Origin of the sequence: Nostoc sp. 'Peltigera membranacea cyanobiont' 210A, from assembly GCF_002246015.1 — a bacterium.
GTDB lineage: Bacteria > Cyanobacteriota > Cyanobacteriia > Cyanobacteriales > Nostocaceae > Nostoc.
On sequence record NZ_NOLJ01000006.1, the window covers coordinates 175,445 to 196,916 of the forward strand.

The following is a 21,472-nucleotide window of genomic DNA, read 5'->3' on the forward strand; positions in this document are numbered from 1 at the left end:
AATTCTTTGACAAAAGCTAGTTTTGAAGTCACAAAAGCTGCTTTACGAGTCACAAAAGCTGCTTTACGAGTCACAAAAGTTAGTTTTGAAGTCGCAAAAGCTGGTTTTGGAGTCACAAAAGCTGCTTTACGAGTCACAAAAGCTGGTTTTGGAGTCGCAAAAGCTGGTTTACGAGTCGCAAAAGTTAGTTTACGAGTCGCAAAACTTGATTTATTTACAAGCCAGGACAAAGCGCAATACATTTTATGAAAAATATGGCGTTTAATGGATTGACTGTGGAGGGTTGAGGAAAGGTGTGATCGGATTAGTGGATTGAAGCTGGGTTTTGTAGGTAGAAAAATCTGATTTTTAACCGGATATGCACGCAGATGAACGCAGAAAGATTAGCGGTTCAATACGTGTATATCCTGTTTTGATTGTAATTATTTTTTTGTATATTTTTAATATGTAAATAATCCCCAAAGTATTTTATGTATAAGATAGAAGTCAAGATTGATGGGCAATTTATCAATAACTTTTCTAATGGTTCTATCTATGATTTGGTTTTTCTTGACTTAGAATTTTGGCCGGATTATTTACAGGTACAGGGAAAAGCAGTACAAAAAATATATGGATACACCATTACTCGGCTTCTCAAAACAAGTAAGCAACAATATATAAAAATGGTTCTTCAGTACTTACTATGCTAAATTATTAGCTGCGAAGGTTAAAAAGTATAAAGAATTGCATAAAATATTTAGTAAAACTTTTGACATAATTGACTTAGGACGCAGATTCATTATTAACTGTAAGTACTAGAAAAGTATTTTTTGTCTATTTACAGTTATGAACAGGAAACAAAATATTAAAATACTAACAGAGCTTCTAGATTTAAAAGATGTGAAAGTTATATCACATCGCCTTCATGTCGGGATAGGAATGATTTTACAAATAGAATCAATAAAATCATACAGTACTTGTCCTCGCTGTGGTACAAAAAGCCATAGATTACATCAAAATCATCGATACATTGTTAAAGATTTACCTTTCGGTGAGAAACCAGTATTTTTAGAAATAAATAGAAGACAATTCAAATGCGAAGAATGTAAAAAACCCTTTAGTGAGAATTTAGATTTCGTGAGCCAGAAAAGAACTTATACAAAACGGCTGGCACACAAGATAATACAAGAGGTAGTAGAAAACGATATCCACAGTGTAGCTGATCAAGGGATAGTGACAACAGAAGAAATAGAAAGAATGTTAAAAGACGCTTCGCTTGAATTATCTGATGACAAACCTTCTCTGATAAAAAGACTTGGAATCGATGAGATAGCTCTGGTTAAGGGCAAGGGTAATTACTGCGCCGTACTAATAGATTTAGATACATCTAAGCTAGTAACTATTTTAAATGGGCGCACGCAAGAAGTAGTGAAGGAAACCCTTTTAGAATGGGGATATGAGGTCTTAGAACAAATTGAGGAAGTGAGTATAGATTTGTGGGTTGGTTATAAAAACGTTGTCACAGAATTAATGCCCAATGCTCAAGTAGTAGCAGATAGATTTCATGTAATGACACAGATTAATAAAGAATTAGATACACAGAGAAAACGAGAGAAACGGAGTCTAGAAGAATTAATTAAAAAAGCGCAATTATCAGCACAAAAAGCTGAATATGAAAAACTTTTATCGGGATTAAAAAATAGTAAGTACGTTTTACTTAAAAATGAGTCAGACTTAAATGAAGAGCAAATAAATAAACTTTCTGAAGTCAAGAATGTATCTCCTGTCTTAAAAGAAATGCATGAATTAAAAGAAAAATTTAGAAAGATTTTTAATAAGACAGATAATTGGTATCCGGGAGTTTTTAAACTCGGTATGTGGTTATCGAAAGCTAAAAAATATTTTCCCAAGAGTAACAATACTATTATCCGTTGGTTTGATGAGATAATTGCTTACTTTGATAATGGGACAAGTAGTGGTGCTGTGGAAGGTATTAATAACAAGATCAAGTTGATTAAACGTTCCGGTTATGGATTTAGAAACTTTGACAATTTCCGAGTTAGATGCTTATTGAATTGGCATTTTAACTATTAGTTAAGCATACTATGTACTGAAGAACCATAAAAATTAAGTTTTTAGAATTTGAATCTGAGGAAAATCAACTTGTTGAAGAAATCATAAAAGATATTGAAAGATTTAAAAATAAAATATTTATTGGCTTCAATATAAAAGATAGCGATCTGATAACGTTGAGAAATAGATCAAAAGCTCTAGCCATACATTCAAACGTTAATGAAATAAAGTTATTTGATTTTAGAGATTATTCAGAATTATATGGCTATAAAGGTTTAAATGGTTTGTTTGAACACCTTGAAATTAAAGTAAATAAAAAGATTGTTGGTAGTTATTTTCGTAAGAATCCCAGAAAAGTATTTTTACGAAAAAGCGGTTGGATAGATATTTTATTAAATATGTTTGAGTATTGTTTAGAAGATGCCGCAGGTTATTTTGAAATTGTGTCAAATTGGAATCAAAAAAATCCTATAATAACTGAAGATATGATTAAAAGTGAATCATTAAATTACTCTGAGCTAGAGAATAAACCATCAGTCACGCTAATACAGCAAGATACAGAAATATTTTCTATGCAAAACTTCCAAGCTTCATCAGATCAGCTTCTAAGTGGTTTGACAGTCGCAGATTTGGAAGCTTTAATCGTCAAAATCGTTCAGAAAACTTTTAAAGAAGAGATGCAGAAGTTAAAACATGAGCATTTACCAGATCAAATAACAGAGATGAATCATCCACTAAAACTTTTTGTATAAATATTTGCTTTAAAATTTAAAACTTGATTTAGCTGTATGCCTTTATAAATTATAAATTTATCAGCCGCGATCGCTTGAAAAGCAGTCTATAATAAGGTCATGCTGAAGAATTTCCTCAATCTTAGAAGTTAATTATGCTTATAAAATTTGAAGAAATATATAGAGATATTGATACTTTACCAGAAGAAGCTCAAATCTTACTACTTGATTTTATTCAGTTACTCAAAAAGCGGTATCCTCAATCAGAATCAGAAAGTCATAGTCAAGAAAAAAGTCTCTATGAAAAGTTTGATGAAATTGGATTAATTGGTTCTTGTTCTGTTGACGAAAATTTATCAACCACATATAAAGAAGTTTTATCTAATACATTAAATAATAAATATTATCATCGTTGATACAGGATTTTGGTTAGCTCTTATTGATAAAAAAGACACTCACCACGAAAGAGCAAAACAAGCTTTAAAACAATATAATGAACGTTTAATTACAACATGGTCTGTTGTCACAGAAACTTGTTATCTTTTGCTAACTCGCAAGGGAGTTGACGCTGAAATTATTTTTATAAATACTCTGCAAGAAGAATTATTTACGATTTTTAATTTTAAACTTCACCATACTGCTCGAATTATTGAATTAATGAAAAAATATGCTGATCTTCCAATGGATTTGGCTGATGCTTCCTTAGTAATTTTAGCAGAACATTTAGGGCATGGACGCATCTTTTCAGTAGATCAGCGTGACTTTAATACCTATTGTTGGAAGCAAAGTTATCCTTTTGAAAATATCCTATTTTGAAGTAATTATAAATTTATCAGCCGCGATCGCGCACTTTCTCTTCTACCAATGGGATGAAGTAACAAACTTAGGATTTGAGCGTTATATTTATTTTAGACCTCAACTATCCAAGATTAATTTATTATGAAATTTCAAGTAATTTTTACCTTTGATTCAGAATATGAAGGCTATATTGCTGAAGTTCCTGAACTTCCAGGTTGCGTGAGTCAAGGCAAAACACTAGATGAGGCAATTGAAAATATTAAAGATGCTATTACGGGATATCTCCACGTTCAAGCTAAACATGGCAAACCTTATATTGTTAAAGAATCGCAAGTGTTTATCGGGGAAGTTGTAGTATAAATGGGACGTTTATCAAATATCTCTGGTAAAGAAGCTGTAAAGATTTTTGAAAAATTTGGTTATATATTAGATCACCAAACAGGAAGCCACATGATACTTTGGTGTGAATCAAAACCAACTTTATCAATTCCCAATCATCGGGAATTAGCACCTGGGTTACTTAGAAGTTTGATTCGACAGGCAGGAATTACAGTTGATGAATTCCTTGAAAACAAATGAACTCAGAGAAAAGCATCATTATATTAGTCAAAATAACTTTATGAAGTTCTTGAATCATCGCGATCAATCTTGCAGCCTCAGCCAACTATAATGTAATTAAGATTTTACACAAGGATGGAACCATGACTAACACTCAAAAGATGGTTCGCTTAAACTTAGATTTGTCACCTGAACTAAATCAGATATTAGACGAACTAGCAAATAAAATAGGCACAAATAAAAGTGATGTTCTGCGTCAGGCTATAACCTTGATGCAAATTATGGTTATAGCTAAAGAAGAAACCAAAAAATTAGGAGTCCCAGAAGCAAATCAATTGATAGTAAATGAAATCATTCTCTCATCTGAGCAGCAGCCAAAACCCCATACATCAGAAGCTTTTTTAGAAACCTTTGGAACTTGGGAAGACACACGCACCGCAGAAGAAATTGTTGATGAAATATATTCAAGTCGTACTATAAGCGATCGCAATTATAGCTTGTGAACTATTTACTCGACACTGATACGTGTATTTATTGGCTTAATGCTCGTCAGTCAGTCAGAGATAAATTATTAGCAGTCGGATGGGATGAAGTATGCATTTGTGTCATCACTGCTGCTGAATTCTATTATGGTGCATACAATTCTAATCGAGTTTCAGAAAACTTAAGTAATGCAGAAGAATTTATTCAAAACTTACCCGTTCTACCTTTAACCGATCCTGCCCTTAGAAAGTATGGTGAATTAAAGGCAGAACTCCGTAGAATAGGACAAACTATTGCTGAATTTGATTTACTAATTGCTAGTGTTGCAGTTGCAGAAAATTACACTTTAGTAACAAACAACACTCGTCACTACAGCCGCATTTCTAATTTACAGTTGGAAAACTGGATTTCATCTTAAAAAATATTAAGTATTCTTACACTTTTGACTTAACTGCTTGCTGTGATGCTTGTATCTGAGGCAAACTCCAGTCGGGACGCAAGCTAGCGGCGTTGCGTAAATAAATATGATGAATTGAGGCGGAGGCTGGCAGATAAGCGTGGATTAAGAAGCGAATACAGCGCTGTAAGCTGCCTTCGACGTGCATTTGCTGCACATCCAACATGGCCACATTATCCCAACCAGGACGCGCTCTTGCGATCGCAGCTGGAAAAACTGCATCTAAATCGCGTGTCACTGAAAAAGTCACACTAATAATGTCCTTGGGCTGGAATTGATTCCGGTTTTCCAGTTCATTTAGTAGTTCTGTAACTACCTCTTGGATTGTCTCAACAGTATTTTCTGAAGCGGTTGTTGCTCCGCGAATAGCCCGCATTTGCCAGTCCACGCCAAAATCCTCCTTAAAACACAAAAGTGAGGAGTTAGGAGTTGAGAATGAGAAGTTAAGACTGTTAACTCATAACTCCTCACTCATAAACGCCAGTTGCTCCACTTGGGGAAACCCCAAGACCGCACTGGCTCCTCCTAACTCATATCAGGGTCGATATAACCACAGAGGTAAACCACTAGTAGACATTTCAAATTCGAGCCAATCAATACCGGCCCCAATTCCTGATGAAAACTGACGACTTCCTGGTATAAAGCGACTCAATAAGGGTTTACGCTCTTCTAGGGTATAGCAGAGAGTTTTTTCTGGATCGAGACCAACCAGTTCTGCTGTCCAACGACGGGCATCTTCTTCTGTGCCCAGGCGGTCTACAACACCCAAAGCTAGGGCTTGCTGTCCAGTAAAAATCCGACCATCAGCAAAACTTTTCACAGCTTCTACCGTTAAAGAACGGCCATCAGCTACCGTTTGGACAAACTGCTGATAACTTGTGTCAATCAACTCTTGCAGGATGTGTTCTTCTGGTTCGGTCAGTTGCCGATCGAAAGCCAAAATGTCTTTGTAAGGGCCAGACTTAATTACCTGGAAGGAAACACCGATTTTTTCTAGCAAGCGTTCTAAGTTATTCCCACGCAAAATCACACCAATGCTACCCGTAATTGTACCTGGGTTGGCAACGATGTATTCGGCTCCCACGCCGATGTAGACTCCTCCAGAAGCCGAAATATTGCCAAAGCTAGCGACGATTTTGATTTTTTCGCGCAAACGCTTCAGGGCACTGTAGATTTCTTGAGAATCTCCGACTGTACCGCCAGGGCTATCGATACGTAGCAATAATGCCGGAAACTTTTTTTCTTCTACAGTTTTCAGGGCTTCTAGGACGCGTTTGCGAGTAGCACTGGCGATCGCACCAGTAATTTCAATCCGCGCAATTTGTTTTCTAAACTTGGGCTTAAACGGCCAAACCATGAGCTGTCAACATACCTCGTAATAAATTCAATATAAGATCCCCGACGGTCAGACGACCTGCTTTCCTCTGTTAAGAAACATGAGTAGGCATTGCGATCGTCAGAATTTTAAGGAAATTTTTATATTTTTCAGTGAGTTTTATTTGATATTCTCGATTAATACTAATCAAATCCTCAAAGATTACAGCTAGCATAAAATGCCAAACTCTAGTTTAGCGTTAACCTGATGATTTAGAAAGACTATTTTAGCTATTTTGCAAAATTAAAAGCTCTCAATGCCTTGTTATTCTGGCTTTTTGAATGTTTGAGGACTGGTTTTACTAAGGTCGCACACGTTTACTAGTTGTCAGTAATTAATAACTAATAACTCATGAATATATAAATATTTAATTAATTACTTCGACACTCAATTTAATTAATCCAAATTCATTCAGCAACACTAATCTCAATTTAGGTTATAGATTAGTAGTACTTTCACTCTGGGAAATATCACTTTTTCCTGTCTTCTACAGCCCAATAATCTGCTGATGAAGCAATTTCACTACTCAAGGATCTATACGTAAAATTTGATACCGATAATAGACAAACATATCAAATAGTGCCCCAACGAAACTAAAGGTCAAGCTAATTACAAATAATCCGCGTAGGGGAGTTCCACTGCCGAAGGTGGCGAGAAAATCCATAATCTCAGTAGCGATCGCCTCGGTTAAATCTTGTAAGCCAGGGATGTTACCGATGAGGGATAGAAAAAGGAATCCGCCGCCAATCAGGAACATGGGAACGACAAAACTAAAAATGATTGTAAGTAGTAGGGAGCGGAGAAAGTTAGTAAAAATAGTCATTTCAGACAAACTCCGTGAGTAGAGATGACAAAAGCAAGATAGCGGTTTGTCATTTTCTACAATACGAGCGATCGCCCCAGAGCAGCGAATCTGTCAAAAATCTTAAGTTTTCATTAAAATAAAGGGGTAGCCGTTACAGCCTATGCTGGGGATATATAAAGAGACTTAAATCTACAAAAGCCTTGCATAATAGAGATTATAGCCAAGTGTACTACTTATTTATTGCTTTGCAGCACGTTTAAGAACAGCTTCATTTTCTGAGAACATCTTTAATCTAAGTTAATATTTAGCCTTCTTGAGGAAGTGGGGAGCAGAGGGGCAGAGGGGAGAAATTGCAACAAGTCTTTCCCCTTGTCCCCTTGTCCCCTTGCCCTCTTCACCATCCCCCATTCCCCATTCCCATGACTTCCGCTATTCTTAAGGCAGTTACCCAGTTAGCTACAGAACATTGAACCAGACTACATCCAAATCCAGTTTAGGGGAATGGAGTCAGCGTTTGCTGGCAGCGATTTTTCTGGGTGGGCAAGTACTAGTTCACCTATTGAGAGGCAAAATCCATCGGCGTAACACCTTAGAACAAATGGCAGCAGTTGGGCCAGATTCCTTATTTATTGCCCTATTGACGGCTATTTTCGTTGGTGCGGTGTTTACCATTCAGGTGGCGCGGGAATTTATCAACTTTGGCGCAGGAAACATTATCGGCGGAGTGCTTTCTATAGCGTTGACACGAGAACTCTCTCCTGTATTGACAGCAGTCGTTTTGGCGGGACGAGTCGGTTCTGCCTTTGCAGCAGAAATCGGTACCATGCGAGTCTCAGAGCAAATCGATGCCATGTTGATGTTAAAAACAGATCCAATCGATTATCTAGTTATTCCCCGCGTTATTGCTTGCTGTTTAATGTTACCAATTTTAACCCTCCTGTCTTTGATAACGGGGATGTTCGGAGGATTCATCATTGCGACAAATATCTACAACCTGTCTGATACAGTATTTCTAGACTCAGCCCGTAACTTTCTTGGTATCTGGGATATTTTAAGCGCCATGATTAAGGCGTGTTGTTTTGGGATTTTAATCGCTGTAATTGGTTGCAGTTGGGGGTTGACGACAACAGGAGGTGCTAAAGGTGTAGGACAGTCAACTACAACTGCTGTTGTGACTGCCTTGCTGATTATATTTGTGAGCAACTTCTTTCTTTCTTGGTTAATGTTTCAGGGGACTGGCAGTGCATTCATAGGGCTGTAGAAGTTAGAAGTGAGGAGTGAGGAGTTATGAGTTAAAACTCTTCACTCCTAACTCCTAACTCTTAACTTCTAACTCCTGACTCCTAAAATAGGAGAGATGCCTACTAAACAAAGCAGGATTTAAAACTGTGACCAGCTCATTTGCTTCTAACTCCACATCAACTGTGGAACTCAAGCCTAGTTACAATATACCCATAGTGTTGGTGATTGCCGCGATTCCACTACTGTTGGTACAACCGTGGGTAGGCTCCGTTTTTACGCTGTTTGGTTTGTTTCTCATGTTTCAGGCGTTAACGTTGCGTTTGCAATTTACCGTTACCGATTTAGATATTTACAGAGGCGAAAAATTGATTCGGCGCTTTCCCTACCAGGAATGGCAAAACTGGCGGATATTTTGGAATAGAGTCCCCATTTTGTTTTACTTTAAAGAAATTAAAAGTATTCACTTTTTGCCGATTTTATTTGACCCCAACACCTTGAAAACTTGCTTAGAACAACGTTGTCCGCGTATTTAGTGCTGTTAGCGGTAGCGGGGCGTTTAGCCCGTGCTGAGTTCTGAGTCGTTTTGATATAGACTCAGAACTCAGCACTCATGCTCAGGACTTTTATGGCAGGTCAATTGTAATATTTCTGAAAGCTATTTATTCGCGTCATAGGAATTACACTATTGTTTATGAACCCAGAGGCATCTCAAACCCCAGAACCAATTGATGAGCAGTTGACAGAAAAACCAGAAGATAACAATGCAGTTGAACATCCAGTAAATCCATCAGTTGAGTCAGTGGTAGACACAAAAGCCATTAGCTCATCAGAGGACTACACAAATTTTGAGCCACTCATTTCCAATGCAGAAGTGGTAGATTCTACAGTAGAGCTAACAGAAAATTCAAATGGCGAGTTTGTAGCGCAATTAGAAGTGGAAAATGCCGCCTTGGGGTCTGAAATAGAATCAGGAAATCATTCATTATATGTAGAAGCAGAGCAGCGGATAGCAGAGTTGCAGAGTGCTGAAGTAGCTCTCAAGTTAGAAATAGCCAAACTGCAAGCTTCTTACGAAAAGCTTCAGACACAGGTGAGTGAAACTCAAACCTCACTGGGGCGACTCGTGCAAGAGTCGCTAGTACAGTTAGAACAACGCAAACAAACCCTGCAAATTTCTGTAGAACAATTAGAACGCCGTCAAGAACGTATCCGCAATGAGATGCGAACCACTTTTGCTGGTGCATCCCAAGACTTGGCAATTCGGGTGCAGGGTTTTAAAGACTATCTCACGGGTAGTTTACAAGATTTGGCTGTTGCCGCTGAACAGTTGCAACTGACCCCAAGTGTGGTAGAACGAGAAAAACCACCTGTCAAAGAGGCTAAACCAGCCGAACCCCAACCTGGAATACCCCAATTTGCCCAACAGCAGTTTCAAGATACTACAAAACAAATTCGCCGCCTAATCGATCAATACCGCAATAAACCAGATTACTACGGTCCACCGTGGCAACTACGCCGTACCTTTGAACCAATCCACGCTGAACGAATCTCCAACTGGTTTTTTACCCAAGGAGGACGAGGTGGTTTGCGGACAATGGGTAGCCGCTTACAGAATATTCTGATTGCCTCAGCTGCAATTTCGATATTACACAAGCTGTATGGCGATCGCGTCCGTACTTTAGTCTTAGCTAATACGCCGGAGCGATTAGGCGAATGGCGGCGTGGCTTGCAAGATTGTTTAGGAATCGGTCGCCCAGATTTCGGCCCAGACCGGGGTGTGGTATTATTTGAGGCATCTGACGCTCTCGCTCAAAAAGCAGAGCGATTGACGAAAGCCAATCAACTGCCCTTAATTATCATTGACGATTCAGAAGAACAAATCAGTTTGTCACTGCTGCAATTTCCCCTATGGTTAGCCTTTGCTCCTGACCCCAAAATGATGAGAAACTATGATGATGACTTTTAAATGAGTCATTGGTCATTGGTCATTGGTCATTAGTCAAGAGATATTACTCTTGACTTTTTTGAATTTTAAATTTTGAATTTTGAATTGTATTATGGCTATTTGGTTAACTCTGTGTGGAGCAATTGTGGTCATAGCCTACCTGCTGGGTTCTTTTCCCACTGGCTACATTGCTGTGAAACAGTTAAAAGGTATTGATATTCGGGCAGTTGGTTCCGGTTCTACTGGCGCAACTAATGTATTAAGAACCTTGGGCAAAGGGCCAGGAGCATTGGTTTTAGTACTTGATTCCTTAAAGGGAGTATTAGCGATCGCTCTAGTTTATTGGTTGTTTAACATTGAACCAATTAAAAATTATATCCCTACAACGGTAGATGCACAACTGTGGCAACCGTGGTTAGTAACAATATCTGGGTTAGCTGCCATTCTGGGACATAGTAAATCAATTTTTTTAGGCTTTACTGGTGGTAAATCTGTTGCTATCAGCTTGGGGATTTTGTTGGCAATGAGTTGGCAGGTAGGTTTAGCAACAGCGGGTGTATTTGCCGTCGTTGTGGCGATATCGCGGATTGTCTCTTTAAGTTCAATTGCAGGTGCGATCGCAGTTTCCATTTTCATGGTACTTTTGCATCAACCTTTACCCTATATTCTGTTTGGGATTGCTGGTGGGTTATATGTGATTTTGCGTCATCGCGCTAATATTGAACGACTGTTTGCGGGAACGGAGCCGAAAATTGGGCAACCTGTAGCGACAGAACCCGAACAAACTGCATCATAGGTAATCGGGAGCCAAACTCAAAACTCTTCTCTCAGAAGGGGAGAGCTTGTTATAGTATTAATGTATTAGTGTTTTAGGCTTACGAACGAACATTGCCTTTAATTAAACGGTGGAAAAGGCGGCAAGGCCACAAAAAAGCTCCACAAATACTGACTGAGGCGATGGCGGCCACAATTCTCCAAGTTGAACTAGGCCCAGTGTCATGTTCTGAAGGATGAGCTTGTGTGTTTTTAGCTAATTCTGGCATTGAATGAGATAGCTGACTGGCTGCACTCACCCCTTCAATCGCTGCTCCAATTAGATAAGCTACTAGGGCAATTACTAGCCAGTTATTCATAATATTCCACTGTTTGAACTCTGAGCGTATGCTTGGCAGCGAGCAATAATTCGATTTTTCGGACTAATGATTGCCGCCTTGCCCTCAAGATAATCGGCCTTCAGCCGTATCACGAATTAGGGGCAGTTTAGATTTTATATAGGTATTGAGGGTGCTATCTGACTGAGCATCAAGCCCCTGCTTGGCTTTTAACTGCTGGAGAAGCAATTGTACTAAAGCAGCATCGTCAAACTGGAGCAGGGTGTTGACCTGGGTAGACTCGATTACAGCCCAAAGCTGTTGCATCATTTTCGCTGTCACCATGAGCCTGTAACCTCTTAAGCTTTTCTTTATATTTACACGATTTTGGAATTTGTGGTTAGTTTTTGTCTGAAGATTTATAAAGATGTAGGCTAAAAATGCCTGAGTCAGTTAAATCTCTTAAGTTATAGCGTTTTTCAATTGATTGAACTATAAGACTAGTCCACACTTTATCTTAACCGTGCTACGTAAAGAAATAAAACTGCCCAAAGACTTAAATCTTCCCTAACCCTTTTTTATAAGTAGGGAATTATAGCAGGGCTTTTGATCGGCCACAATGCAGACATACATAGGCGTCAACGCTTTTTCTCGAGGGTAAATTTCTGTGGCTATCGGGTAATTTTGCTATAACTTTATTGTAAAACTCTCGAACAAGCTCCTTCCTGACCAGAAGGATCGGGAAAAACTGCTAAGGTGTGGTATTCAGGATTATCTGTTTTATATATCACTCGAAAAGTATACAACTTGTTTTTACCTTGCGCTTCGGTAACAACTGTTAAAAGTGTATTGCTAGTGGGAGGAAGTCCAGGAATATCCAGTTTTTGAATTCGTCTGAGTTGAATTACATTTGCTGAGGAGTTTTTACAATCTCCTGAACTACTATTAGCTTCTTGACCAAACTGCATACATACTGGCCCATCAAAATCCATAGTTACCTGTGATGGGTCATTTAACCAAACTTTTTTAATTATTTCTCCAGCCGGAATAAAACTTAAGTTTGTTCCTTGTTGATACCAGACATCAACCGTCGGTACAAGTCCCCCTAAACCTTGTGCTTGACAGGAAAAGATGGAACGCAGAACGGCGTTATTAGCTACGGCGCGACCTACCAAGCAGAACATAGCAACCGAGAAAATTAAGGAAGCTATAGGTAGGAAATAAGAACGTTTTAGATTATTTCCTGACAATTTAATATTCTTTTTCATGGTTGCAAATATCTAAAATTGGTATAAATATTACCCCTTAAAACTGAGTTACTTGATTAACATATATTTCAATATTTGTACCTGCTGGCAAAAACCAAACACCACCTTGTTGAGACATTTGGGCGATCGCCTGTTGATTACGTTGGGCAATTTGGGGTACTACAGAGTTCATACCACCTTCTAGAACCGCAGCTGCAAGATTGCGTCTGTTGTCAGTCTCACTAACAAGACCACTGGAGGTGTTGGTGTTGGTATTGTTTGGGTCGTTTTCGGTAGGGTTGGAAGATGTTGATGTTATAGAATATGGCACGAGTTTTGTATCAGGGCGATTTACTAACTCTGCTGCTTTAGCAATACCTCCCAAAACAAATAGTCCTGCATCCATTGAGGCTATAGATGAACTTTGACCGGGAAATTTATTTGCGATTAAAGGTTTACCTTGGGTACCGCGAAGAATAATTGCATTGTTGGGTAAGCTTCGTTCTGTGGGGTTGCCATTATTTTGCGAGATAACCTTGACTACGTTCATCTGCAAAAGACCTTGTTCGGAAAGCGAACCAATTTCAGCTAGGAATTCGGTGTTTGCGGGTAGAGCGATCGCACCATCGGTAGATTTTAGTGGTTCTCTCAATCGGATTACAAATACGTTTTTCGCTTCATCTGCATCACCACCACCACCTGACTTATTACTAGTTTCTCCAAATATTGCTGTCGCCAACACAGCTTTGGCACTACTCCCAACTGCTACAGATTTCTGTCCCTGCGGTTGGGCTTGACTGACCGCAGGATTTTCCTGTTGTGGGGTTTGTTCAGCATCGGGATTTCTTGCCTCTTGCTGCGGCTGCGCATTGGTTGCAGGTTCCAAAGTAGCTATGTTACTTGTAGGTTGATTGCTAGGATTGACTTGACCGTAGCTACCTAACTTTGCTAACCTTGACCACTCTTCAAATGGGCTTGGTGGAGATGGTGGAGTTACATTAACTACTGGTTGAGTGGGGTTCACAACTGGTGGCTGAGGCGATAGCGAAGGTTGAGAAGCAGGTATTCTAATGATGCGCTCAACTGTCACTGTCCGAGGTACGTAAGCTGTTGGTGGGGGTGTTGGGATCACTTTTTGTCTAACTGAGGGTTGTTGTAAGGCTACTGGCGGCGTTGATTTGGCAATTCTCAGCTGTTGTTGGGCAGCTCTCACCATCTGTGCTTGTTCAGTCAGAGCTAATTTCGTTTTGAGAGTATCTACTTGGGCTTCCATCTGTTGAGATATGGATTCATCAGTAGGCTGCTCTTGCACTGGTGGAGAAACAATAGTTTTTGGCTTTTGATTGCTGGTACTCATCAACTGAGACAAAAACACACCACCCACTAAAACGATCGCTAAGGTAGCAGCCCCTACCAAGCCTAACTTGGCAAAGGGATTAGATGAGAGTGCTTGCTTAGTCTGAACATCTTGTGGTTGAGAAAGAGGCTCTGGCGGTGTTGCAGAGTCTTCCGATCCTTCGGTGTCACTAGAAGAAGATTCTTCTTCAAAGCCGACCAACCTTGACATCCGCGATTCCCAATCTACAGATTCTACTTCTGGTTGGCGATCGTCGGTAGTTAGAGTAAATCCATTTTGGGGAGGCGTTTGGGCAGGAATTGAGTATCGGGTCATGGTAGAGCCTTGTTTGGATTTCCAGAACAATTATTATCTTTAATTTCACATATATTATAAATTTCTAATCTGGCTTCTCCAAGGCGGTAAGCTGCAAACTGCGACGGTAGTGCTGCATTTGGTAGTGAAGTTACAGGTCGATCTATTGCTCTAACTAAAATTTGTTTATTAAAGGAAACTGATTTCCCTAATTTATCATAACTGTTAAAAATTAATTGATTGGCAAGTATCTCTACTTTCCATGTTCCATTACTTATTTCTTTCGGTTGAGAAATTTTTTGGATTACTAAGACATTCTCCGCTCCTCTATTAACATTTTCAAATTGGCTATCTGGATTTAAATTAGTAATTTCTGACTTAAGTTTTTCTTTAAAATCATCAGCTACCAATTGGGAGGTAATTTCCCAGACTTGTGTTGGTGGCTGTTGTTGTGACCAAGTAAGCATTAAACTCATGGTTTCACCCACAAAGCGCCGAATCGTCTCTGGTTGCCGCTCTAAATTGGGTTGGGGGTCTACGGTTATAGCATGACCATCAACAAGTTGCACTAAACTTTGAGGTGTGAGTTGTCGACCTAACTGTTGTAACATAGACCCGTGAAATATTAGTAACAGCAAGGTAAATAGATGCAAACTAAACGTTCCTACTGCCAACAAAGGTAAGGGACTATTTTTCTTGTTTTCTGGCTTGAGTAATTGCATTAATAAATGATCGTATAAGAACTATCTTCACATAAAAAACCGATTATCTGATAAAACTATCAGATGTTTGTCCAGTTCCGCATTGTTTTGATTTATCTTCGTTCGGGTTGTAGTCATCTAGCAAACATAAGTTACGAATTTCATAAATTTCTAGTCTATCAGCGCGGACACTATAAATTGCTTTTTGCAAGTCGGTGCTATTGTCGGCTTGGGGATTAGTGAAATAATCTGATGCACGTACAAGGAAATCTTTATTAAAAGGAGTTATAAGTTTTGCACCACCAACTCGATTTCTTTGAACTAAGTCGGCTACCATACCCACTTGCCACTTCCCTGGTGCAATTTGTTTTGGCGGATAAACTCTCTTAATTACTAGTTGTGATGTCATCGCTTGGTTGGGATTTTCCGAGAAAACTTCTGGCGGTGTCATTTCTGCAACTGTGCTTAAGAAACCTTTACGAAAGTCTTCTGATAAGGCAAAACTAGCTACCCAACTGCTGGTAGTAATTTTTTGGCTACCGCCTTGAGGTGTGTTAATCAGTATTCCTAAATCTGGTTTGGGGGTTGCGACTTCTTCAATATTTTGTGGTGGTAAGGTTCCAGACCAGCTAAACATTGATATCATCGTTTTGCTGATAAATTGGCGAATTGCTTCTGGTTCTCTTGCTAAATCATCAATATTAGCTACTGGTTTGCCATTGATTAATTGTACAAAGTTGGGAGGTTTTCTCAAACTGAGTTGGCGAATATTTAGCCCTTGTAATAAAAATAAAAATAAAACTAATATATGTAAACTGAAGGTTGCGATCGCAAAAAACGTCAAAACACTTCCCGTTCTTTGTCTTTTTTCTAGTAAACGCACCATTTCCTCACCTCCTCCTGCAAAAACTTCAGCTATTATATATGATGTTTTGCATATACTGACTACTTACAACACTTGCAAAAATTTTATATTTTCTATATCCTCTCTTTTACTAAAGAAGCCGTACTGCTGATAGCGCTGAAGACTGCAAAACCACCAGCAGCAGCCACAAGTAAAGATAAAATTGGTGCTAAAATCCCCAGAAAAATTATGAACCACATTAAATCTGGATCGACATTAGCATTTTGACCTGGGCCATTGACAATCACTGCGGCAGTCAGCACAGCAATAATATTGAATGAAATTTTGGCGATTCCAATAGATAGAAATCCAGTCAGCCACGCAAAAATTGGTTTACCAGCTACAGGTAGTAAAGATCCACCTACAGCTATTGGCCCTAAAGCTGCTATTAACAACATCGTAGCTTCTATCAAATTCTGGAAGGCATATTGTAAGGAAACTAAAAAGTTCTTGATGCTCGTTTGGACTGTAGAACCTAACAGAGAATTAAAAGAGGTTTCTGATACAATGCCAGTGCCATATCTGATATTATCTACCTTAGTTTGTAGTCTATTTATCCAGCTTTTATTTCCATAAGTATTTCTATATCTCTGCCAGAGAACATTAACTTTTTCGGCAGCTTTCACAAAACATTGACTTTGTTGCTCGCCAGTTAACGATTGGCAAGGACGTAGCAAAGAACCAGCTACTTCTTCAGCAACACTCATATTCAGTGCTTGCTGATAGATTTTATCTGCATCTGCTGATACCACTACTTGCTGATTTACAGTGTTTAAAAAATTCCGCACTCCCAGCGTCAGATTAGACAGTATACTTCCATTGCCTGAATTACTTAAGAGTACTACCACAATAAAAGGCCAAATTAAAGCTGATATGGGACGGGTGTATTCGTAGGATATTAAGTCTTTGAGGAATTGTATCATAAAAAATAACAGGGTTCCTACAGCAAAAAAAATACCCAGATTTGTCAGCGCTCCATACAAGTTATTACTGGTGTTATTTTGTAATAAATCCAGCCATTGTTTATCCCAACCTTCGGCAATGCTTTGGGAAGTTGCAGCACCAGTATCGAGAATCTGATCGATGCCTACTTGGGCAAAAGTTAGTTTAATAGCAAGTTGCATTTTGAGTTGATGGGCTATTTTTTAGATTCTGCCAGGTGCGTTAGGAAAATAACCCACCCTCCTAAACTTTTTTTAGAGTTAAAGGATTTTTAAAATTATCTAAAATATTTAGAGTTGTTTTATCTTAAAATCCTACTTATTAACTTTTCTGCCAAACAAATCTAGTTGAGAAGTCGCTCGCAAAAGTCGCGCCGCTTCTGTAGATGTTTCTACTCTCCGAGCGCGATTTGCCTCTTCTGATTGCTGAGAAATGTTTGCTAAGTTTAAGTTGGAATATTGCAAAGCCTGATTATTTTGTAATGTCTGAGCAAATGTTTCAGCGACAATTTTTATTTGTTCCTGTTGAATTTTCATCATTTGGACTTGACTAACACCTAGCAACTCTGCCAATCCAGAAATAGCACTTACTGTTGGATCGGTTTTTCCAGCTACATTAATACCGTTTTTAATTTGTTGGATAAATGCATCATTGCTAGTCTCTGTTGCCTGGGCTAATGTCTCAATATCTTCCAGACTTTTCTCAGTATTTTCTAACTTCGTTTTTGTCCGAATTTGTCCATTTTTACCAAGAACACCTATTGCTACTCCACGGGTAATTATACGATTAAGTTCATTGCTAACTAAATTTCCGCGCACTGCTGAATTATTCTCAAAACGACTTGATTTTGCATCTGAATTATAAGAGTAGTTAATTACATCATCACGAATTTTTTGTCCCGCAGCGACGGGGTTAGGTATCTTCAAATCTCCCTTGGCATTCTCAATAGCAATTCGACCCTGGCTTTGTTCTAAAGGGTTTAAGGTATCCTTCAAATTATATTGAAAGTAATCTTGCATATCTTTAGAATATGATTGGAAGTCAGTCCAAACCTGACCTAATCCGCCGGTTTGAATTTGTGCTACAGCTGGTAGTATTGCCAGGGATAGCAAGGTGAAAGTAAAAATGGTAGTTTTTCGCATATATCTGTGCCTGAAAAAAGGTAGACTACATTATATAGTGAGGTAAAAATTTAGTTTTGGAACCGTGCTAATTTTGGATTTTGGATAATAGAATTAGTTTTTCGGTTCAATCCCCGACGCTATTCTAAAATCTAAAATCCCTAAGTTGCAACCCAAGAATGGATGCAGTAAATCTAAAAAACGTTGGTAACTAGTTAACGTTACCTTACGGTAAATCTAAAATCCAAACTTGTTTGATTCACTATTAACTATTTACATAAGCCAATTAACTACTACGCAGAGTCGCCACTAACTGACGTGCAAAGGCAGAAATTGCTTCATATTTATCACTGTGAAGTTGCATCATTTGGCTACGTGCAGTTTGTTCATAAGGATTATTAGCAACTGCTGCCAATTGTTCGTAACCTGGATAGTAACGGCAGAATGTATAAATACCGTTATCATCTAGTAGCCATTGGCTATAAACGCCTTCTTTGCGGGGAAAAAAGCTTTCTGAGGCATTGCGAGAAATAACTTGGCGGGGATATTTCAAGATGTCTGCAAAACTATCCACTGCAACTGGCTGAATGCGTCCAATCAACCGTGTTGTCAGGTTTTGCAATATTTTCGATGCAGCTTTAGATTTAGCAATGGTGTCAGGATCTTGTCCTGATAAGATGACTCTGATACCGGCTTTAGCGCCGTTGGCACAAATTCTACCAACTAAATCAGAAATTTGCTCGAACTCAAACAAAATTGGTGCTTCGTCGATAAAGAATATGGAAGCTGGACTACCTAATGCGCGTCGGAGTGCGGCTGAATAAGCACTCAAGGATAATACGGCTGCATCTTCACTATCTGATAGGTTTCTGAGAGCAAAGACTAAAAGTTGTGCATCGGTAGGAAAGCTGGATGGTGCAGAAATGGCTTGTCCCACGCGGCTAGAAAGCCAAAAGCGTAAGCGCAACTGAATTTGACTCAGAGCATCTTCTACTCTGCCAGTTAAAGAACTTAGCTGCAAGTGTTCTGGTGAGCAGAAAAAGAGAAAATCTTTTAAAGTAGGGGTTTTCTGCCAAGCAAGAGTGCCAAATCCTCCCTCCATCGCCTGTCGATATCGCTCTTTGATGCCCTCATCTCTAAAGAAGGCTTCTAAAGCCAAGTTGAGCAGCGATCGCACGGTTTGCGATAAAATTTGACTTTCAGTCGACGATCCTAAAACCATTGTCATTAACGCTGATTCCAGGAAGGCGGTATAATCGTTAAAGCGATCGCGCTGTTGTTCTGCTTCTAGCGATCGTAAATCTGGCTGTTCAAATAAGTTATTCGATTGTTTGGAAATATCAAAATAGGCTCCATTCCCCTCCATAAACTCTGTGTAGTCAGTGAAAGTAGATGTCCCATCAGGTTTAGGGAAATCTAACGCCACAACCGGAATCCCATGCGCTAAAGCCTGAGTTAAAATTCCTGATACCAACACCGATTTACCAGCACGAGTTGTAGCAAACAAAGCTAAATTTTTGTGCTGATTAAATAAATCTAAATGTATGGGTGTTCCGCCTTCTTCAGCAATCAACTCAAAGCCTTTTTTGTCACCTTTTTTGGTTAAAACTAGAGGCATTAATCCCGGAACTTCGCTGGTTAAATATAGCTGGCGACGGTTGAAGGGTGTTGCTAATAAACCTTCCCAAACTATTGGTAGAGTTTGCAGCCAAATTTTCCAGGCATATTCAGTTTCCCTAATTACTCTGGCTGGACGTTGAAAACAGTTTTCAATATATCTTGTTGCCTCATCTAATTTTTCTAAAGTTGGACGATGTACTAAAATAGCGACACTCGTATAAATCGGGACTGCACCTTCAAATAACTGCTCTTGCGCTGCTACCGACTTCTTCAACTTTAATTGAGCGTTAACATCAATAGTTTTACTTTTTTCTTGAGCCATGATGGTTGTCATGTTTGACTGCTTCAGCACTCGTTGCAGGGTAGTTTTTACCAATGCTGGATTGGCAGCAGTCAACTCACAAAAAATTTCTGTATCTACTACTGTTTCTCTGGCCAACAGTTCCCATAAATAGCGCAGTTGAGACGATTTATTCGGCCAACCACCGGGTTTTTCCAGAAATGACAGTGCGCCAATATAACGATTATTAACATTCACCCAGCGGCGATCGGCACAAGGTACACTAGATTCCATCAGCAAAGTTGTGCCGTGGATATTGTCTAGAAGTAATTTAGTACTAGCTAAATCGGAATTAACTTGTTCGTGTAATCCTTCTTCATCTAAAGTCATTAACTGGGGAATAGCTATTGGCTGCGTATCATTAAACCTTTTCCAGATTTCTCCCCAGAGTTCATCAGCAGTCAAAGGTTTGACATCCAATCCCATTTTGTTAGATAAGATTTGTTCCCAGCGGAGAAAACCCTGGTTGTAAGCATTTGTAATCAGGGTTTCAATACGTTGGTTTTCTACTTCTAAAAGATCGCCTTTAAATTTCAACCACCAGGATTCAGCTTTGACTAAAAGCTTTTCTATCCAATCATCTGCGTGTTGTGAGTTAGATTCAATGGTATAAGTTACATAAATCCGCAAAAATTTAGGTTTACGAATCCCAGAAATAGTCAGTTCTTTAATTCTGGCTCTCTCCGCCATCAATAAATATTTGATGTCTCGCGATGATGTATTTTTGATTAATGTTGCTAACTCTTTTTGGCGCTCTTTATCTGAACTAAAAGAACCCAAGTGTAGAGTCATTCTTTCACCACTAGGAATGTCTTTTAAGCCAGCTTCAATGTTATTAAAAAGTGTATCAATTTGTTCAGGTCTTAAGGTGGTATGAATTCCCTTACAATCAAAACCAAAAACAAAACAGAATCGGTCTTTTTGAGTACCTTTTGTCAACAGGTAAGCGCCAATATCACGTCCATTCATTGCTACACGCAGCATTGTCGCCAAGTGTAAGGCATCTTCAAATGGCGTTAATCTATTTTCATTTCCGGCGATGCCGACGCTTTGTTTTCCGATTTTTTGCTTCATGGTTAACTTCCAATAAGCTTTGATAACGAGCAAAGCCTCTTGTCCAAGCGGGAACGCCAATAAATTTGCTTAAAAAACTCCAACTCCTACCACCAGTTAAAATCCACCAAGTTCCTATTCCCCAACCAGTCATTAGTACTGTCCACAACCATTTTTGAAACTCTTCTTCAAAAATACCCCCAAAAATTCCATTGATAATAAAGTAGGAGGCTAAGGCTATTACCGTCCAAGGAAGAATTTGATCGGCAGGGATTGGCCCTAATGAAGGTTGACTTCCCAGAACTTGATTGACTGGACGAAATTCTTGTTCCCGCTCTTGAGACATTTGAAATATT

Annotated in this window: 26 protein-coding genes; 13 read left to right on the top strand and 13 right to left on the bottom strand. The window is 39.0% G+C overall.

Going from position 1 to position 21,472, the window contains the following annotated elements:
- Nucleotides 1–6: 6 nt before the first annotated feature.
- The 9 genes from CDG76_RS19845 to CDG76_RS19890 all read left to right on the top strand — a co-directional run bounded on the left by CDG76_RS19845 (nt 7) and on the right by CDG76_RS19890 (nt 5,040).
- On the top strand, nt 7–249 hold the full coding sequence (locus CDG76_RS19845) for a hypothetical protein (RefSeq protein WP_094350660.1): 243 nt from the start codon (nt 7–9) through the stop codon (nt 247–249).
- Nucleotides 250–825: 576 nt separating this feature from the next.
- Nucleotides 826–2,073: an ISL3 family transposase gene (locus CDG76_RS19855; protein ID WP_442946355.1), complete on the top strand. Its 1,248-nt coding sequence runs from the start codon at nt 826–828 to the stop codon at nt 2,071–2,073.
- 155 nt (nt 2,074–2,228) lie between these two features.
- A complete protein-coding gene (locus CDG76_RS19860; RefSeq protein ID WP_094350662.1) occupies nt 2,229–2,804 on the top strand; it encodes a hypothetical protein in 576 nt (191 codons plus the stop codon).
- A gap of 134 nt (nt 2,805–2,938) precedes the next feature.
- The gene (locus CDG76_RS19865) at nt 2,939–3,199 is read left to right on the top strand and encodes a DUF2281 domain-containing protein (protein ID WP_094350663.1); all 261 of its coding nucleotides are present in this window, start codon (nt 2,939–2,941) and stop codon (nt 3,197–3,199) included.
- Nucleotides 3,200–3,221: 22 nt separating this feature from the next.
- Nucleotides 3,222–3,599 (top strand): type II toxin-antitoxin system VapC family toxin, encoded by a 378-nt coding sequence (locus CDG76_RS19870; protein WP_262984353.1) that lies wholly within the window; start codon nt 3,222–3,224, stop codon nt 3,597–3,599.
- A gap of 123 nt (nt 3,600–3,722) precedes the next feature.
- Nucleotides 3,723–3,941, top strand: coding sequence for a type II toxin-antitoxin system HicB family antitoxin (locus CDG76_RS19875; RefSeq protein ID WP_094350665.1), 219 nt, complete (start codon nt 3,723–3,725; stop codon nt 3,939–3,941).
- Nucleotides 3,942–4,160, top strand: a complete 219-nt coding sequence (locus CDG76_RS19880; protein WP_094350666.1) for a type II toxin-antitoxin system HicA family toxin — start codon at nt 3,942–3,944, stop codon at nt 4,158–4,160.
- A 122-nt stretch (nt 4,161–4,282) separates the two neighbouring features.
- Nucleotides 4,283–4,642, top strand: coding sequence for a CopG family transcriptional regulator (locus CDG76_RS19885; protein WP_094350667.1), 360 nt, complete (start codon nt 4,283–4,285; stop codon nt 4,640–4,642).
- Complete coding sequence (locus CDG76_RS19890; protein WP_094350668.1) at nt 4,639–5,040, top strand: type II toxin-antitoxin system VapC family toxin; 402 nt, start codon at nt 4,639–4,641, stop codon at nt 5,038–5,040. The genes CDG76_RS19885 and CDG76_RS19890 overlap by 4 nt, the downstream gene beginning before the upstream one ends.
- Nucleotides 5,041–5,056: 16 nt before the next feature.
- On the opposite strand, the gene aroH is transcribed toward CDG76_RS19890, so the two are convergent.
- The 3 genes from aroH to CDG76_RS19905 form a co-directional block, all read right to left on the bottom strand.
- Nucleotides 5,057–5,467 (bottom strand): chorismate mutase, encoded by a 411-nt coding sequence (gene aroH / locus CDG76_RS19895; RefSeq protein ID WP_094350669.1) that lies wholly within the window; start codon nt 5,465–5,467, stop codon nt 5,057–5,059.
- A 147-nt stretch (nt 5,468–5,614) separates the two neighbouring features.
- Entirely contained in the window at nt 5,615–6,436 is an 822-nt protein-coding gene (sppA, locus tag CDG76_RS19900; RefSeq protein WP_094350670.1) for a signal peptide peptidase SppA, read from the bottom strand.
- Between the two features lie 544 nt (nt 6,437–6,980).
- Nucleotides 6,981–7,277 (bottom strand): hypothetical protein, encoded by a 297-nt coding sequence (locus CDG76_RS19905; protein ID WP_094350671.1) that lies wholly within the window; start codon nt 7,275–7,277, stop codon nt 6,981–6,983.
- A gap of 448 nt (nt 7,278–7,725) precedes the next feature.
- Here CDG76_RS19905 and CDG76_RS19910 point away from each other — a divergent pair, with 448 nt between their 5' ends.
- The 4 genes from CDG76_RS19910 to plsY all read left to right on the top strand — a co-directional run bounded on the left by CDG76_RS19910 (nt 7,726) and on the right by plsY (nt 11,242).
- Entirely contained in the window at nt 7,726–8,520 is a 795-nt protein-coding gene (locus tag CDG76_RS19910; RefSeq protein WP_094350672.1) for an MlaE family lipid ABC transporter permease subunit, read from the top strand.
- 127 nt (nt 8,521–8,647) lie between these two features.
- Nucleotides 8,648–9,034 carry a DUF3119 family protein gene (locus tag CDG76_RS19915; protein WP_094350673.1) on the top strand — a complete coding sequence of 129 codons (387 nt, stop codon included), beginning with the start codon at nt 8,648–8,650 and terminating at the stop codon, nt 9,032–9,034.
- Between the two features lie 158 nt (nt 9,035–9,192).
- Nucleotides 9,193–10,467 (top strand): DUF3086 domain-containing protein, encoded by a 1,275-nt coding sequence (locus CDG76_RS19920; RefSeq protein WP_094350674.1) that lies wholly within the window; start codon nt 9,193–9,195, stop codon nt 10,465–10,467.
- Nucleotides 10,468–10,558: 91 nt separating this feature from the next.
- Nucleotides 10,559–11,242 (top strand): glycerol-3-phosphate 1-O-acyltransferase PlsY, encoded by a 684-nt coding sequence (gene plsY / locus CDG76_RS19925; protein ID WP_094350675.1) that lies wholly within the window; start codon nt 10,559–10,561, stop codon nt 11,240–11,242.
- Nucleotides 11,243–11,321: 79 nt separating this feature from the next.
- Here plsY and CDG76_RS19930 read toward each other — a convergent pair whose 3' ends face one another.
- The 10 genes from CDG76_RS19930 to CDG76_RS19975 all read right to left on the bottom strand — a co-directional run bounded on the left by CDG76_RS19930 (nt 11,322) and on the right by CDG76_RS19975 (nt 21,462).
- Complete coding sequence (locus CDG76_RS19930; protein WP_094350676.1) at nt 11,322–11,579, bottom strand: hypothetical protein; 258 nt, start codon at nt 11,577–11,579, stop codon at nt 11,322–11,324.
- An 84-nt stretch (nt 11,580–11,663) separates the two neighbouring features.
- A complete protein-coding gene (locus tag CDG76_RS19935) occupies nt 11,664–11,882 on the bottom strand; it encodes a hypothetical protein (protein WP_094350677.1) in 219 nt (72 codons plus the stop codon).
- A gap of 350 nt (nt 11,883–12,232) precedes the next feature.
- Complete coding sequence (locus CDG76_RS19940) at nt 12,233–12,805, bottom strand: hypothetical protein (RefSeq protein WP_094350678.1); 573 nt, start codon at nt 12,803–12,805, stop codon at nt 12,233–12,235.
- A 37-nt stretch (nt 12,806–12,842) separates the two neighbouring features.
- Nucleotides 12,843–14,456: a TrbI/VirB10 family protein gene (locus CDG76_RS19945; RefSeq protein WP_094350679.1), complete on the bottom strand. Its 1,614-nt coding sequence runs from the start codon at nt 14,454–14,456 to the stop codon at nt 12,843–12,845.
- Nucleotides 14,453–15,157 (bottom strand): hypothetical protein, encoded by a 705-nt coding sequence (locus CDG76_RS19950; RefSeq protein WP_094350680.1) that lies wholly within the window; start codon nt 15,155–15,157, stop codon nt 14,453–14,455. Before CDG76_RS19950 ends, CDG76_RS19945 begins: the two co-directional genes overlap by 4 nt.
- A 43-nt stretch (nt 15,158–15,200) precedes the next feature.
- Complete coding sequence (locus tag CDG76_RS19955) at nt 15,201–16,022, bottom strand: hypothetical protein (protein ID WP_094350681.1); 822 nt, start codon at nt 16,020–16,022, stop codon at nt 15,201–15,203.
- Between the two features lie 92 nt (nt 16,023–16,114).
- Entirely contained in the window at nt 16,115–17,164 is a 1,050-nt protein-coding gene (locus CDG76_RS19960; protein WP_094350682.1) for a hypothetical protein, read from the bottom strand.
- 132 nt (nt 17,165–17,296) lie between these two features.
- Nucleotides 17,297–18,124, bottom strand: coding sequence for a hypothetical protein (locus CDG76_RS19965; protein ID WP_094350683.1), 828 nt, complete (start codon nt 18,122–18,124; stop codon nt 17,297–17,299).
- A 265-nt stretch (nt 18,125–18,389) separates the two neighbouring features.
- Entirely contained in the window at nt 18,390–21,137 is a 2,748-nt protein-coding gene (locus tag CDG76_RS19970) for a hypothetical protein (RefSeq protein WP_094350684.1), read from the bottom strand.
- Nucleotides 21,091–21,462: a hypothetical protein gene (locus CDG76_RS19975; protein ID WP_094350685.1), complete on the bottom strand. Its 372-nt coding sequence runs from the start codon at nt 21,460–21,462 to the stop codon at nt 21,091–21,093. The genes CDG76_RS19970 and CDG76_RS19975 overlap by 47 nt, the downstream gene beginning before the upstream one ends.
- Nucleotides 21,463–21,472 lie beyond the last annotated feature (10 nt).